The 15,862-nt window shown below is 71.1% G+C and carries 10 protein-coding genes and 2 pseudogenes; 8 read left to right on the top strand and 4 right to left on the bottom strand.

Annotation, left to right across the window (positions count from 1 at the left end; all coding sequences use genetic code 11):
- The 3 genes from treS to glgB form a co-directional block, all read left to right on the top strand.
- A partial coding sequence (treS, locus tag ACGF8A_RS07235; protein WP_393105161.1) for a maltose alpha-D-glucosyltransferase occupies positions 1 to 1,194 on the top strand: 1,194 nt, incomplete at its 5' end.
- Between the two features lie 133 nt (positions 1,195 to 1,327).
- Positions 1,328 to 2,734 (top strand): maltokinase, encoded by a 1,407-nt coding sequence (locus ACGF8A_RS07240; RefSeq protein WP_393105163.1) that lies wholly within the window; start codon positions 1,328 to 1,330, stop codon positions 2,732 to 2,734.
- 21 nt (positions 2,735 to 2,755) lie between these two features.
- Complete coding sequence (gene glgB, locus ACGF8A_RS07245) at positions 2,756 to 5,566, top strand: 1,4-alpha-glucan branching enzyme (RefSeq protein WP_393105165.1); 2,811 nt, start codon at positions 2,756 to 2,758, stop codon at positions 5,564 to 5,566.
- A gap of 86 nt (positions 5,567 to 5,652) precedes the next feature.
- Here glgB and ACGF8A_RS07250 read toward each other — a convergent pair whose 3' ends face one another.
- The 4 genes and pseudogenes from ACGF8A_RS07250 to ACGF8A_RS07265 form a co-directional block, all read right to left on the bottom strand.
- Entirely contained in the window at positions 5,653 to 7,893 is a 2,241-nt protein-coding gene (locus ACGF8A_RS07250; RefSeq protein WP_393105167.1) for a HelD family protein, read from the bottom strand.
- 201 nt (positions 7,894 to 8,094) lie between these two features.
- Positions 8,095 to 8,301, bottom strand: a pseudogene (locus ACGF8A_RS07255) (thioredoxin family protein); the annotation flags it as partial.
- A pseudogene (locus ACGF8A_RS07260) lies at positions 8,298 to 8,387 on the bottom strand (MerR family DNA-binding transcriptional regulator); the annotation flags it as partial. The pseudogenes ACGF8A_RS07260 and ACGF8A_RS07255, both read right to left, overlap by 4 nt.
- 155 nt (positions 8,388 to 8,542) lie before the next feature.
- On the bottom strand, positions 8,543 to 9,952 hold the full coding sequence (locus tag ACGF8A_RS07265) for a cation:dicarboxylate symporter family transporter (protein WP_393105169.1): 1,410 nt from the start codon (positions 9,950 to 9,952) through the stop codon (positions 8,543 to 8,545).
- A 174-nt stretch (positions 9,953 to 10,126) separates the two neighbouring features.
- Here ACGF8A_RS07265 and ACGF8A_RS07270 point away from each other — a divergent pair, with 174 nt between their 5' ends.
- The 5 genes from ACGF8A_RS07270 to ACGF8A_RS07290 all read left to right on the top strand — a co-directional run bounded on the left by ACGF8A_RS07270 (position 10,127) and on the right by ACGF8A_RS07290 (position 15,782).
- Positions 10,127 to 11,794 carry an ATP-binding protein gene (locus ACGF8A_RS07270; RefSeq protein ID WP_393105171.1) on the top strand — a complete coding sequence of 556 codons (1,668 nt, stop codon included), beginning with the start codon at positions 10,127 to 10,129 and terminating at the stop codon, positions 11,792 to 11,794.
- Entirely contained in the window at positions 11,791 to 12,537 is a 747-nt protein-coding gene (locus ACGF8A_RS07275; RefSeq protein WP_393105173.1) for a response regulator, read from the top strand. Before ACGF8A_RS07270 ends, ACGF8A_RS07275 begins: the two co-directional genes overlap by 4 nt.
- A 68-nt stretch (positions 12,538 to 12,605) precedes the next feature.
- Positions 12,606 to 13,979: an extracellular solute-binding protein gene (locus ACGF8A_RS07280; protein WP_393105175.1), complete on the top strand. Its 1,374-nt coding sequence runs from the start codon at positions 12,606 to 12,608 to the stop codon at positions 13,977 to 13,979.
- A 10-nt stretch (positions 13,980 to 13,989) separates the two neighbouring features.
- A complete protein-coding gene (locus ACGF8A_RS07285) occupies positions 13,990 to 14,937 on the top strand; it encodes a carbohydrate ABC transporter permease (protein WP_393105177.1) in 948 nt (315 codons plus the stop codon).
- 5 nt (positions 14,938 to 14,942) lie between these two features.
- Positions 14,943 to 15,782: a carbohydrate ABC transporter permease gene (locus ACGF8A_RS07290; protein ID WP_393105179.1), complete on the top strand. Its 840-nt coding sequence runs from the start codon at positions 14,943 to 14,945 to the stop codon at positions 15,780 to 15,782.
- Positions 15,783 to 15,862: the final 80 nt, after the last annotated feature.

Consider the following 15,862-nt stretch of genomic DNA (forward strand, 5'->3'; position numbering starts at 1 on the left):
TTCGACCCGGTCCGCAAGCAGTACTTCTTCCACCGGTTCTTCTCCCACCAGCCGGACCTCAACTACGAGAACCCGGCCGTCCAGGAGGAGATCCTGTCGGCGCTGCGGTTCTGGCTGGACCTGGGCATCGACGGCTTCCGCCTGGACGCCGTGCCCTACCTCTACGCGGAGGAGGGCACCAACTGCGAAAACCTTCCGGCAACTCATGAGCTCCTGAAACGGGTGCGCAAGGAGATCGACGCCCACTATCCGGACACGGTGCTGCTGGCGGAGGCCAACCAGTGGCCGGAGGACGTCGTCGACTACTTCGGCGACTACTCCTCCGGCGGCGACGAATGCCACATGGCGTTCCACTTCCCCGTCATGCCGCGCATCTTCATGGCCGTGCGCCGGGAATCCCGCTACCCGGTCTCGGAGATCCTCGCCAAGACCCCGGCGATCCCCTCCAACTGCCAGTGGGGCATCTTCCTGCGCAACCACGACGAACTCACGCTCGAGATGGTCACCGACGAAGAGCGCGACTACATGTACGCGGAGTACGCCAAGGACCCGCGCATGCGCGCCAACATCGGCATCCGCCGGCGCCTCGCCCCGCTCCTGGACAACGACCGCAACCAGATCGAGCTGTTCACCGCGTTGCTGATGTCGCTCCCCGGCAGCCCGATCCTGTACTACGGCGACGAGATCGGCATGGGCGACAACATCTGGCTCGGCGACCGCGACGCGGTGCGCACGCCGATGCAGTGGACGCCGGACCGCAACGCGGGCTTCTCGTCCTGCGATCCGGGCCGCCTGTTCCTTCCGGCCATCATGGACCCGGTCTACGGCTACCAGGTCACCAACGTCGAGGCGGCCATGGCGTCGCCCTCGTCGCTGCTGCACTGGACCCGCCGGATGATCGAGATCCGCAAGCAGAACCCCGCCTTCGGGCTCGGCTCGTACACCGAACTGCAGTCCTCCAACCCGGCCGTACTGGCGTTCCTGCGGGAGCACGGCGACGACCTCGTGCTGTGCGTGCACAACTTCTCGCGCTTCCCGCAGCCGACCGAACTCGACCTGCGCGCCTTCAGCGGATGCCACCCGGTCGAGCTGATCGGCGGGGTGCGGTTCCCCGCCATCGGTGAACTGCCGTACTTGCTCACCCTCGCGGGGCACGGCTTCTACTGGTTCCGGCTCCGCAAGGACGCCGCCTAGTCAGCCCGGGGCGGGGCGGTTTCTCCCGTCCCGCCCGGGGCACGCATCAGTAACACCCCGTCCGCCCGCGTGAGCCGACACCGGCTGACAGCGCCCTCGAGGGCGAACCGGAGAAGGGGAAAGGACGCACGCCATGTCGGAAGCCGTCACCCGCCCCGCCACGGCCGGCCCCGGCCTTCTCGCGTCACTGGATCCGCTGCTGCGGGACTGGCTGCCACGGCAGCGCTGGTTCGCCGGCAAGGGACGTCCGGTCACCGGGTTCACGCCGGTCGCGGCGACCGAACTGCTGCCGGCCGGCGGCAAACTCGGCCTCTACCACCTGCTGGTGCGGGTCCACCAGCCGTCCGCACCGGTCCAGGGCACCGGCCACGCCGCCGCCCCGGCCCCCGGCGACTGCTACCAGCTCCTCATAGGAGTGCGCGAGGCGCTGCCACCCCGGCTGGCACCCGCGCTGATCGGACACGTCACCGGCGGTCCCCTCGCCGGGCGGACGGTGTACGAGGCCCTGTACGACCCCCGGCCCGCCGAGGTGCTCCTGGAGGCGCTCCGCACCCAGGCCCGCATCGGCGACCTGCGCTTCGAGCGGGACCCGCGCCGGGAGATCCGGCCCGGCCTGGTCAGCCGCGCGGTCACCGCCGAGCAGTCCAACTCGTCGGTGATATACGGAGATACGTTCATTCTGAAGCTGCTCCGCCGCATCGTGCCCGGCGTCAACCCGGACCTGGAGCTGCCGCGAGCGCTGGCCCGCGAGGGCTGCCCCCGGGTGCCCGCGCCGACGGCATGGCTGGGCGCGGAGCTGGCCGGGCAGTCGTACGTCCTCGGTGTCCTCCAGCCCTACGTCCAGGGCGCCACCGACGGCTGGGAGCTGGCCCTGCGCGAGCTGGCCAAGGGCGAGGACTTCAGTGCCGAGGCGCGCGCCCTCGGCCGGGCCACCGCCGAGGTGCACACGGCACTGGCCCGCGCGCTGCCGACCGTGACCCTCGGCCACACCCAGCTGCGCTCGATGGTCGACGGCATGCTCGCACGCCTCGGCCTCGCCGCACAGGCGGTGCCCGCGCTCCGGCCGTACGTCCCCGGACTGCGCTCCGCGTTCGAGGCGCTGGCCGGCCTCGCCGCCGAGGGCCACACCTGGACCGCCCAGCGCGTCCACGGCGATCTGCACCTCGGGCAGTGCCTGCGCTCGCCGGCCGGCGAGTGGTCGCTGATCGACTTCGAGGGCGAACCGGCCCGGCCGCTCGCCGAACGGCGGATGCCGCAGCCCGCCGCGCGGGACATCGCCGGGATGCTGCGCTCCTTCGACTACGCGGCCCACTCCGCGCACCCGTCGGTGCCGGGCTGGGCGGAGCACTGCCGGGCCGCCTACTGCTCCGGATACGCCGATGCGGCCGGCCGTGATCCACGGACCGACCCGGTGCTGCTGCGTGCCCATGAGACCGACAAGGCCGTTTACGAGGTCGTCTACGAGGCCCGGCACCGCCCCGACTGGCTCCCCGTGCCGCTGTCGGCGATACGGCGCCTCGCCTCGACCCGACCGACCTGACCCTCCCAGGAGGCTCCGCCCGTGACCCCCCGTACCACCTCCTCGTCCAGCGGTTCCGACCCGAACATCACGGCCGGGGAGACCACGGCCCACCAGGAGAAGGCCGCCGTGCCCAAACAGGCGACCGCGCCGCAGGAGACAGCCGCACCGACGAAGGCTACGGCGAAGAAGGCGACCACGAAGAAGACCGCGGACGAGAAGACATCGGCCGGGAAGACATCCGCCGGGAGGACCGCCGCGAAGAAGGCGGTCACGAAGAAGGCAGTCACGAAGAAGGCCGCGGTGAAGGCGGCCACCGGCAGGACGACGGCCACCGGCGAGAAGGCGGCTGCTTCCGGGAAGGCGGCGGCCAAGAAGGCTCCCGCGGCAGCGAAGAAGGCGCCCGCCAAGAAGACCGCGGCCGGGAAGAGCGTCACGAAGAAGGCCACGGCGAAGACGGCGACGAGCACGACAGCGCCGGTGAAGAGGACCGCCGCCGAGAAGAAGGCCACGGCGGCGGAGCGGCCGACCACCGCCGCGAAGCGCGCGTCCACGAAGAAGGCCACGCCCGCCAGGAAGGCGACGACGGCCGCGAAGGCTCCGGACGCCGGGCCCACCGCCCCGGCCAGGGCTGCCGTCGCCGAGAAGGCTCCGCCCACGCCGGTCTCCCCCGCCCTCGGCCCCGCCGACCGCGGGCGGCTGCTCACCGGCGCCCACCACGACCCGCACTCCGTCCTCGGCGCGCACCCGGCACCGGACGGTGGCGTGATCGTCCGCGTCTTCCGCCCCTACGCCCTGTCCGTCACGGTCGTCGCCGGCGACCGCAGGGCCGAGCTGCACGACGACGGCGACGGCTTCTTCTCCGCGCTGCTGCCGTTCACCGAGGTCCCCGACTACCGGCTCAGCGTGGCGTACGGGAGCACGGTCCAGGACACCGACGACCCGTACCGGTTCCTGCCCGCCCTCGGCGACCTCGACCTGCATCTGATCGGCGAGGGCCGGCACGAGCAGCTGTGGCGGGCGCTGGGTGCCGAGCCGATGACGCACCAGGGCGTGGCCGGCACCCGTTTCACGGTGTGGGCGCCGAACGCGCGCGGTGTGAGCCTGGCCGGCGGCTTCAACTACTGGGAGGGCACCGGATTCCCGATGCGCTCGCTGGGCGGCACCGGCGTCTGGGAACTCTTCGTGCCCGGCATCGGCGAGGGCGAGCTGTACAAGTTCGAGATCACCCGGCCCGACGGTTCGAAGACCCTGCGCGCGGACCCGATGGCCCGCCGCACCCAGGCCCCGCCGGACACCTCGTCCATCGTGACCGCCTCACGCCACGAGTGGGGCGACGCGGCGTGGCTGGAGCGGCGCGGAGAGGTCCCCGCCCACGAGGCGCCGCTCTCCGTGTACGAGGTGCACCTCGCCTCATGGCGCCCGGGGCTGACGTACCGTCAGCTGGCGGAGGAGCTTCCCGCCTACGTCAAGGACCTGGGCTTCACCCACGTCGAGCTGATGCCGGTCGCCGAGCACCCCTTCGGCGGCTCCTGGGGCTACCAGGTCACCGGCTTCTACGCGCCCACGGCCCGCCTGGGGACCCCGGACGACTTCCGGTACCTCGTCGACGCCCTGCACCAGGCGGGCATCGGCGTCCTCATGGACTGGGTGCCGGCCCACTTCCCGCGGGACGACTGGGCGCTGGCCGAGTTCGACGGGCGCCCGCTGTACGAGCACGCCGATCCGCTCCGTGCGGCCCATCCCGACTGGGGGACGCTGGAGTTCGACTTCGGCCGCAAGGAGGTGCGCAACTTCCTGGTCGCCAACGCCGTGTACTGGTGCGAGGAGTTCCACATCGACGGGCTGCGCGTGGACGCCGTCGCCTCGATGCTCTACCTCGACTACTCGCGCGAGCCCGGCCAGTGGACGCCGAACGAGCACGGCGGCCGGGAGAACCTGGACGCGGTGGCGTTCCTCCAGGAGATGAACGCGACGGTGTACCGCCGGGCGCCCGGCGTCGTCACGATCGCCGAGGAGTCCACGGCGTGGGACGGCGTCACCCGGGCCACCCACCACAAGGGTCCGAGCGGGTTCGGCGGCCTGGGCTTCGGCCTGAAGTGGAACATGGGCTGGATGCACGACTCGCTTCAGTACATGAGCAAGGAGCCGGTGCACCGCAAGTACCACCACCACGAGATGACGTTCTCGATGGTGTACGCGTACAGCGAGAACTACGTCCTGCCGATCTCCCACGACGAGGTGGTGCACGGCAAGCGGTCGCTGGTGTCGAAGATGCCGGGCGACTGGTGGCAGCAGCGCGCCAACCACCGCGCCTACCTGGGCTTCATGTGGGCCCACCCGGGCAAGCAGCTGCTGTTCATGGGCCAGGAGTTCGCGCAGGGCGCGGAGTGGTCCGAGGCGCACGGTCCGGACTGGTGGCTGCTCGACCCGCAGTACGGCGCCGAGGCCGACCACCGCGGCGTGCGCGACCTGGTCCGCGACCTCAACGCCGTCTACCGGCACTCGCCGGCCCTGTGGCAGCGCGACACCCGTCCCGAGGGCTTCCGGTGGATCGTCGGCGACGCCGCCGAGGACAACGTCCTGGCCTTCCTCCGCCACGACGCCACGGGCACCCCACTGCTGGCGATCAGCAACTTCTCCCCGGTGGTCCGCCACGACTACCGGGTGGGCGTCCCCGACGAGATCCCTGCCTGGCACGAGACGCTGAACACGGACGCCGCCCGCTACGGCGGCAGCGACGTGACGAACCCCGACCCGCTCAAGCCGGAAGCCCTCCCCTGGCACGGCCACCCGGCCAGCGTCCGGCTGACGCTGCCGCCGCTGGCGACGGTCTGGCTGCAGCCGTCGTAGCCGGCGCCGCGCCCGCCCCACCGCCCGGCCGTCCGGTCGGGTGGTGGGGCGCACCGGCCGGGGTCCGCGGCGGACCGCCAGGGCCGTCAGGCGGACGCCGGGGACGGCTCCGTCAGACCTCGCGGCAGCGGGCCCGTGTGCAGTACGCCCAGCCGCTGGGTCGCGCGGGTCAGGGCGACGTACAGATCGCTCGTGCCGTACCGGCCCGGCTCGACGACCAGCACGGAGTCGAACTCCAGGCCTTTGGCCTGACGCGGCTCCAGGAGGACGACCGTGTGCGTCAGGTCCGGCTCGGCGCCCGCCGTCACACCGTCCAGCTGGGCGGCGAGCCGCCGGTGCAGTGCGCGCGGCGCGATGACGGCCAGCCGGCCCTCGGCCGGGGTGAGCTCCTCGACCGCCTTGGCGACCGCGCCGGGCAGGTCGTCCGTCGCGCGGATCCAGGGACGTACCCCTGTGGAGCGCACGGAACTCGGCGGTTCGAAGTCCGGGTCCTGCGCCCGTACGACCGCCGCCGCGAGGTCCATGATCTCGGCGGGCGTGCGGTAGTTGACGCCGAGGCGGGTGTGCTCCCAGCGGTCCTGGACATAGGGCTGGAGGATCTTCGACCAGGAGCCGGCCCCCGCCGCCTGCGCCGTCTGCGCCGGATCCCCGACCAGCGTCATCGACCGCGTCGGGCTGCGGCGCATCAGCAGCCGCCACGCCATCGGCGACAGCTCCTGCGCCTCGTCGACGATGATGTGCCCGAACGCCCAGGTACGGTCGGCAGCCGCCCGTTCCGCGGCACTGCGGTGGTCGTCCTCCTCGTGCCGCTCGGCGAACCGCTCGGCGTCGATGATGTCGTGCGCGGAGAGCACCTCCGAACCGTCGGGGTCGCCGTCCTCCTTGTCCTCGAACTCGTACGTCCGGGACGCGTAGGAGACGTCCAGCACACCTTGCGCGTACGACACCTGCCGCTCCCGTTCCCGCTCCGCCCGCGCCCGCGCCGCGCGGTCGTCCTCGCCGAGCAGCTCGGCCGCCTCGTCGAGCAGCGGCACGTCCGCGACGGTCCACGCGCGCGTCACCGGCCGCCGGATCGCCGCCGCATCGGCGTCCGCGACGTACCCCTCGGGCGCCGCGAGGAAGTCGGCGACCAGCCGCTGCGGAGTCAAAACCGGCCACAGCCGGTCGATGGCGGACCAGACTTCCGGGTTCTCGGCGATGTCGTCGCGGATCTGGGTGATGTCACTGGGGTCGAGGAGGTTGGAGCCGTCGTAGGGGTCGGTGCCGACCCGCTCGGCGTACAGCTCGGTGAGCGTGTTGAGGATGTGCCCCTCGAAGTGCTCGCGCGCGGCGTTGTGCGGCAGCCCGGCGGCGCGGGTCCGCTCGCGGGCGACGCCGACGAGGCCGTCGTCGAGCATCAGGACCTCGCGGTCGTGCTCGATGGCGATCACCGGGTCGGGCAGCGCCTGCCGTTCCCGTACGACGCCGGCGAGCACGTCGGCCATCGCCGCGCGGCCCTTGACCGCGGCCGCCTCCGGGGTGTCGGCCGCCGTCGCCCTCACGCCGGGGAAGAGCTCGCCGACCGTGGCCAGCAGCACGCCCGTCTCGCCGAGCGAAGGCAGCACCTCGCCGATGTAGCCGAGGAAGGCGGGGTTGGGGCCGACGATCAGGACGGCCCGCTTGGCGAGCAGTTCCCGGTGCTCGTACAGCAGGTACGCCGCCCGGTGCAGGGCCACCGCCGTCTTGCCGGTGCCGGGGCCGCCCTCGACGACCAGGACACCGCGGTGCGGGGCACGGATGATCTCGTCCTGCTCGGCCTGGATGGTCTGCACGATGTCGGTCATCCGCCCGGTGCGGGCGGAGTTCAATGCGGCGAGCAGGACCGCGTCCCCGCTGGGGTCCTCGTATCCGGTGCGGGTGTCGTCGCCGACGTCGAGGAACTCGTCGTGCAGGGCGGTGACGCGACGGCCCTCGGTGGCGATGTGCCTGCGGCGGCTGAGCCCCATCGGGGTGTGCCCGGTGGCCAGGTAGAAGGGGCGGGCGACCTCGGCCCGCCAGTCGATCAGGATCGGGGTGCGCTCGGGGCCGCCGGCCCGCAGACCGATCCGGCCGATGTGGTGGCCGGCACCGGAGGCGAGGTCGATCCGGCCGAAGCAGAGCGAGCCGTCCACCGCGTTCAGCGCGGCGAGCAGGCCGGACCGCTCGGCGACCAGGATGTCCCGCTCCAGGCGTGCCTGCATCGGCTTGTCGCCCTGCGCGAGCGCGTCGGTGACGGAGGCCTCGGCGTCGCCACGCAGCACGTCGACGCGCGCGTACAGCCCGTCGATGAATTCCTGCTCGCGGCGCATTTCATCGTCTGGAAAGTCGACGTTTGACGAATCCATGTTTGACAATTCCGCTCCCGCCCGCATATACTGTGTTCACTGAGCTTCTTTGCGACCCTATTTCCCGAAGTCGCGAACCATTGAATATACGCAGAGAAATCCCCCGGGCGCAATTGCCCGGGGGATTTCTCTGCTCCGGCACGTCCGCCCAGCGCGCCGTGCGGTTCACAGCGCGTCCGCGATCTCCTCCAGGAGCCGCCGCTTCGGCCGGGCCCCCACCATCGACCGCACCGGCTCGCCGCCGCGGAACACCATGACGGCCGGCATCGACAGCACCTGGTAGGCGCGGGTGATCTCCGGATTGCGGTCCACGTCCAGCTGCACCACCTTCAGCCGCTCCCCCTCCTGAGCCGCCACCGCGCTCAGCACCGGCGCGCGGGCAGCAGCCCGCGCGCCTCGTAGTACCGGAGCGTGCGCGTGGTGGTCCCGGCCCGTTCGGCCAGCTCGCCGATTCGCATGCCCACGAACGTAGGCCCTGACGTCGGCGTCACGGCAGCGCACCGCCTCAAGGCGACGGAAGACCGGGCAGAGGTGGGCCCGGGCGGCTGAGCGACGGGGGGAGCGTCTCAGCCGCCCGGGCGTATGGGGGAGCAGCCCGGGGAGGGGCGAGGGATCAGGCCTTCGCCAGTTCCTTCTCGCCTTCGACGTGGCCGTCTCCGCGCTGTTCCCGCATCTCGGCGTCGCCGCCGGCGCCGCCGCCGTGGGCGTCGTCCAGCAGCGTCTTCTCGTCGAACGGCAGCCGGCCCGCGAGCACCTCGTTCACCCGCTCCCTGTCGATCTCCTTGGTCCAGGTGCCGATCAGCACGGTGGCGACGGCGTTGCCCGCGAAGTTGGTCAGGGCGCGGGCCTCGCTCATGAAGCGGTCGATGCCGACGATCAGGCCGACGCCGTCCACCAGGGCGGGCTTGTGGGACTGCAGCCCGCCCGCGAGGGTGGCCAGGCCCGCGCCCGTCACACCGGCGGCGCCCTTCGAGGCGACCAGCAGGAAGAGCAGCAGCGAAACCTGCTCGCCGATACTCATCGGCGTGCCCATGGCGTCGGCGATGAACAGGGACGCCATGGTCATGTAGATCATGGTGCCGTCGAGGTTGAAGGAGTAGCCGGTCGGGACGGTGATGCCGACGACGGGCTTGCTGACGCCCAGGTGCTCCATCTTCGCGATGAGCCGCGGCAGCGCGGACTCGGAGGAGGAGGTGGACAGGATCAGCAGGAACTCACGGCCCAGGTACTTGAACAGCGTGAGGATGTTCAGGCCGGAGACGAGCCGCAGCAGCGCGCCGAGCACGAGGCAGACGAACAGCAGGCAGGTGACGTAGAAGCCGAGCATCAGAACGGCGAGGCTCTTCAGGGCGTCGAGGCCGGCGGAGCCGGTGACGGCGGCGATCGCGCCGAAGGCACCGATCGGGGCGGCCCACATGATCATCGCGAGGATGCGGAAGACGAGCCGCTGGATGTGCTCGATGCCGCGCAGGATCGGCTGCCCGGCGGAGCCCATGGCCTGCAGCGCGAAGCCGGCGAGCAGGGCGATGAGCAGGGCCTGGAGCACCTCGCCCTCGGTGAAGGCGGAGACGATGGTGGTCGGGATGATGCCGAGCAGGAAGTCGCTGGTGCTCTTGGCCTCCGCGTCCACCTGCGCCTGACCGGTCTCGCGCACGGCGTCGGTGAGGGCGAGGCCGGTGCCCGGGTCGAGGATGTTGCCGACGACCAGGCCGATGGCGAGCGCCACCAGTGACATGACCAGGAAGTAGACGAGGGCGATACCGCCGACCGCGCCGACCTTGGCGGCCTGGCGTACGGAGCCGATACCCAGCACGATCGTGCAGAAGATGATCGGCGAGATCATCATCTTGATCAGGTTCACGAAGCCGGTACCGATGGGCTTCAGCTCGACGGCGAAGTCCGGGGCGGCCAGGCCCACGGCGATGCCGAGCGCGACCGCGACGATCACCGCGATGTAGAGATAGTGGGTGCGGTCCCGCCTGGCGCGGGGTGTGGCAGGTGCCGTGTCGGCTGTGCTGGTCACGACTGCCCTCCTTGACGACGTCATCGGCATCACCGGCGTGCGGCTCACGTCCGGGGGAAGGTCCGGGGCGGGGGCCCGCGGACGAAGGAATGCCGTGACTATCTCCCGAGCTGTGAGGGCGGTCACCCTTCCGTTCATTTAGTTCACACGTGACCGGCGGGGCACACTGACGGCATGCGCATCCCGGTCCCGAGAGCCCGTAGCCTGGCCGGCCAGCTGTTCGCCATGCAGGCCGTGCTGATCGCGGTGCTCGTCGCCGGTTACGCGCTGTTCACCTACGTCAGCGACCGCAACCAGGCCGAGGACGCGGCGGGCCGCCAGGCGATGGCGGTGGCCCGCGCGATCGCCGACTCCCCGTCGGTGCGGGAGGCGATCCGCACCTCCGACCCGACGGCGCCGCTCCAGCCGTACGCCCTGAGCGTCATGCGCGACACGGACGTCGACTTCGTCACGATCATGGACCCGCGGGGGATCCGCTGGACCCACCCCGACCCGGCACAGATCGGCGGCCGGTTCCTGGGCCACATCGAGCCCGCCCTGCGGGGCGAGTCCTTCACCGAGACCTACACCGGCACCCTCGGCCCGTCCGTCCGCGCGGTCACCCCCGTCCAGGACGGCCCGCGCATCGTCGGCCTGGTCAGCGCGGGCATCCGGGTCGAGGCGATCAGCGAGCGGGTCCGGGGCCAGCTCACCGCCCTGATCGGCACCGCGGGCGGCGCCCTGGCGCTCGGCGCCGTCGGCACGTACGTCGTCAACGCCCGCCTGCGCCGCCACACCCACGGCATGAACGCGACCGAACTGAGCCGGATGCACGACTACCACCAGGCCGCCCTGCACGCCGTGCGGGAGGGACTGCTGATGCTCGACGGCCAGTACCGGGTGGCGCTGATCAACGACGGCGGGCGGGAGCTGCTCGGCATGCCCGGCGACGTGGTGGGCCGTTCGGTGGCCGGTCTGGGGCTGCCGGCGCCGCTGACGGGCGCGCTGCTGTCCGCGGAGCCACGGGTGGACGAGGTCCACCTGACGGCTGACCGGGTGCTGGTGGTCAACACGTCACCGGTGTCGGGCGGCGAGCGGTGCGGGACGGTCGTGACGTTGCGGGACGTGACGGAACTCCAGTCGCTGATGGGCGAACTGGACTCGGAACGGGGTTTCACGCAGGCGCTGCGCTCCCAGGCGCACGAGGCGGCGAACCGCCTGCACACGGTCGTCTCGCTGATCGAACTGGGCCGGGCCGAGGAGGCCGTCGCCTTCGCCACGGCGGAGCTGGAGCTGGCCCAGGCCCTCACCGACCAGGTCGTCGCGGCGGTCAGCGAGCCGGTGCTGGCGGCCCTGCTCCTCGGCAAGACGGCGCAGGCGAACGAGCGGGGTGTGGAGCTCGTGGTGTCGCAGGACAGCGGACTGGACGACGGGCTGCTGCCGCCGCCGCTGCCCGCACGGGACCTGGTGACCATCCTGGGCAACCTGATCGACAACGCGGTGGACGCGGCGCAGGGCAGCGCACGGGCGCGGGTGACGGTGACGGTGACGGCGTACACGGCGGGCGGCGAGCTGGTCCTGCGGGTGGCGGACACCGGTGAGGGCCTGGCCCCGGAGCACGCCGAGCGGGCCTTCCAGAAGGGCTTCACGACCAAGCCGTCCGGGCCCGGGGGACGGGGTCTTGGCCTCGCCCTGGTCCGGCAGGCGGTGCACCGGCACGCGGGGACGCTGTCGGTGTCGCAGGCCGGTGACGGAGGAGCGGAGTTCGAGGTGCGGTTGCCGCTGTCGGAGCAGGGCCGGGCGGGCGGTGGGTCCGGTGTCACGGCGGACACTGCCGGTGCGGGCGCGGGAGATCACGCATGACCCAGCAGGAACCGATCCGGGTACTGGTCGTCGAGGACGATCCCGTGGCCGCGGACGCGCATGTGCTCTACGTCGGGCGCGTTCCCGGCTTCGTAGCGGTGGGGAAGGCCCGCACGGGTGCTCAGGCGCGGCGGGTCCTGGAGCGCACGCCGGTCGATCTGCTCCTGCTGGATCTGCACCTGCCGGACGTGCACGGCTTGCAGCTGGCGCGGTCGCTGCGGGCGGCGGGCCATCACGCGGACGTGATAGCGGTGACGTCGGCCCGGGACCTGGCGGTGGTGCGGGAGGGGGTGTCGCTGGGTGTCGTGCAGTACGTACTGAAGCCCTTCACCTTCGGCACACTTCGGGACCGTCTGGTGCGGTACGCGCAGTTCCGGGGCGCGGCGGGCGAGGCCAGCGGCCAGGACGAGGTCGACCGCGCCCTGGCGACGCTGCGGGCGCCGGGCCCCGCGGCGTTGCCCAAGGGCCTGAGCGGACCGACGCTGGAGCGCGTGACCTCGGCACTGCGCGAGGCCGAGGAGGGCCTGACCGCGGCGGGGGTGGCCGAGGCGGTGGGCATCTCCCGCATCACGGCCCGCCGTTACCTGGAACACCTGGTGGACGCGGGAAGAGCGGGCCGCAGCCCGCTGTACGGACAGGTGGGACGGCCGGAACTGGTGTACCGGTGGGTGCGGGAACAGCGGGCCTGGACAGGCCCGGACAGCAGAATGTCAGGTCAATCCGACGCAGAGTCATTGACCTGACTAGACCACTCCTCATACGTTCACCGGGCCACACCCCCAGGCCACAACGACGTAGGCCCCAGGAGGTCATGCTCGTGCGCCCCAAAGCCTCCCTCCCCGCCGTCCTCGCCCTCGCTGTCGCCGCGGGCACCCTCACCGCATGCGGCGGAGGAGCGGGGAGCGATCCGGACACGGTGAAGGTCTCGTTCAAACAGTCCACGGACAACTCCGTCAAGGTGATGGACACCTTCCTCGCGGACATCAAGAAGCAGTTCGAGAAGGCCAACCCCGGCAAGAAGGTCGAACTCGTCCCGATCAAGGCCCCGGACTCGGAGTACTACACCAAGCTCCAGCAGATGCTCCGCTCCCCCAAGACCGCGCCGGACCTGGTCTACGAGGACACCTTTCTCATCAACTCGGACATCACCAGCGGCTACCTCACACCCCTCGACCCGTACCTCGCCGAGTGGCAGGACTGGAACCAGTTCATCGACACGGCGAAGGCCGCGGCCAGGGGCGAGGACGGGAAGACGTACGGCATCCCGGACGGCACGGACACCCGGGGCCTGTGGTTCGACAAGGCCGTCTTCGAGAAGGCCGGCCTGCCCGCCGACTGGCAGCCGAAGACCTGGGACGACGTCCTGGAGGCCGCCCGCACGATCAAGCGGAAGGTCCCCGGTGTCACCCCCCTCAACGTCTACACCGGCAAGCCCGCCGGCGAGGCCGCCACCATGCAGGGCTTCCAGATGCTGCTCTACGGCACGAACGACGGCACGGCCGACCCCCTCTACGACGAGCAGTCCAAGAAGTGGATCGCCGGCAGCGAGGGCTTCAAGGACGCCCTCACCTTCGTCGAGACGGTCTACAAGGAGAAGCTCGGCCCGGACGTCGCCGACGCCCTCGACCCCAACTTCGCCACCCGCGTCCGCGGTGAGCTGCTGCCCGAGGGCAGACTCGGCATCAACCTCGACGGCTCCTGGCTCCCGCAGGACTGGCTGGAGGGCAGCGGCCACGAGTGGCCCGAGTGGTCGGACAAGCTGGGCCTCGCCGCCATGCCCACCCAGAACGGCCAGGCACCGGGGAAGGTGAGCATGTCCGGCGGCTGGACCTGGGCGATCCCCGCCAAGGCCGGCAACCCGGACCTCGCCTTCGAGTTCATCAAGACGATGCAGACGAAGACGAACGCCCAGAAGTGGTACGTCGCCAACTCGGGCATCGCGGTCCGCGAGGACGTCGCCGCCGACCCCGCCTACGTCGAGGCCCAGCCCGGCATCAAGTTCTTCACCGACCTGGTCGCCACCACCCACTACCGGCCCGCCTTCCCGGCGTACCCGAAGGTCTCCACCGCGATCCAGGAGGCGATGGAGGGCGTGACCACGGGCGAGATGTCGGTCGAGGAGGCGGCGAAGGCCTACGACGAGGAGCTGAGATCGGCGACGGACGACCAGGTGATCCGGAAGTGAACCGCAGCTCATGACGACCGCCCCCGCGACGGGCCCCGGTCCCGGCCTCACCAGGAGGCCGGGACCCCTCCCCCCGGACTCGCCTGCGAAGCACCACCCGCTCTCCCGCTCCCTGCTGCGGGCCCTGCCCCTGTCCCCCGCCGTGGTGCTGCTGCTCCTCTTCCTGGCAGGGCCGATCGGGTACTGCGCCTACATCGCGTTCACCGACCTCCAGCTGACCGGCCAGGCGGCGGAGTCGTTCATCGGCTTCGAGAACTTCCGCACCGCGTTCGGGGACGAGGCCTTCCTGAACGCGGTGTGGCTGACCCTCGTCTTCACGGTCGTCTCGGCCCTGATCGGCCAGAACACGCTGGGTCTCGCGCTGGCGGCCCTGATGCAGCGCGCCTCGAGGTCGATCCGCACGCTCACGGGCGGCATCGTCGTCACGGCGTGGGTCCTGCCGGAGGTCGTCGCCGGCTTCCTCCTCTACGCCTTCTTCCGCCGCGAGGGCACCCTGAACGCCATCCTGGACTGGCTCCATCTCCCCTCCCAGAACTGGCTGTTCACGCTCCCGATCCTGGCGGTGTCGTTCGCGAACGTGTGGCGGGGCACGGCGTTCTCGATGCTGGTCTACTCGGCGGCGCTGGGTGAGATCCCGAAGGAGATCACGGAGGCCGCCGAGGTGGACGGTGCGAGCGGCTGGCGCCGTATGTGGCACATCACCCTGCCGATGATCCGCCGCTCCATCGGCACCAACCTGATGCTGATCACCCTCCAGACACTGTCCGTCTTCGGCCTGATCTGGGTGATGACCCGGGGCGGCCCGGGCGGCAAGAGCCAGACGCTCCCGCTCTTCATGTACGAGGAGGCCTTCCAGAAGAGCATGATCGGCTACGGCACCGCAGTCGCTCTGCTGCTGCTCGTGGTGGGTTCGCTGTTCTCGGTGATCTATCTGCGCCTGCTGCGGACGGAGGTCTGACACCCATGCCCCGGACTCCCTCCTCCCGCAGGGCCACGCACCGCCTGGCCGCCGACACCGGCCTCCTGGTGGTGGCCGCGGCGTTCTGCCTCCCCCTGCTGTGGGTGATCCTGTCGGCGCTGGACCCGAGCGCGGGTCTGCGGCTGAGGCTTCCGGACGGCGTGACGACGGCCAACTTCGACGCCGTCCTGACGCCTGACATCACCTTCACACCGCTGCTCAACAGCCTGCTCCTGTGCGGTGGCGGCACGCTGCTCACGGTGGCCTGCGCCGCCCTCGCCGCCTATCCGCTGTCCCGCTTCCGCTCCCGGCTCAACCGCCCGTTCCTGCTGACGATCCTCTTCGCCACGAGCCTGCCGATCACGGCGATCATGGTGCCGGTGTACGCCCTGTTCGTGCAGGTGAACCTGATCGACACGATGCAGGGCACGATCTTCTTCTTCGCCGCCTCCCAACTCCCCTTCGCCATCTGGCTGATGAAGAACTTCATGGACGGCGTGCCGAAGGAGCTGGAGGAGGCGGCCTGGACGGACGGCGCGTCCCCGCTCCAGTCGCTGCTGCGGATCGTGCTGCCGCTGATGGGGCCGGGCGTGGCGGTGGTGACGGTGTTCTCCTTCGTGATGATGTGGGGGAACTTCTTCGTCCCGTTCATGCTCCTGCTCACCCCGGACCAGATGCCGGCGGCGGTGAGCATCAACGAGTTCTTCGGCAATCGCGGGACCGTGGTGTACGGACAGCTGGCGGCCTTCTCAATCATCTACTCGACGCCGGTGATCCTGCTGTACGTGCTGGTGGCGCGGCGGCTCGGCAGTGGGTTCGCGCTGGGCGGGGCGGTCAAGGGTTGAGGCGGCCGGGGGTGTCCGGTCGCCGGGCCACGGGGGGAACCGTATGTTCCTACAATCGGTGATCCTGTCCGAACGGACCG

The sequence above is a fragment of the Streptomyces sp. NPDC047706 genome (assembly GCF_043204795.1).
Lineage (GTDB): Bacteria > Actinomycetota > Actinomycetes > Streptomycetales > Streptomycetaceae > Streptomyces.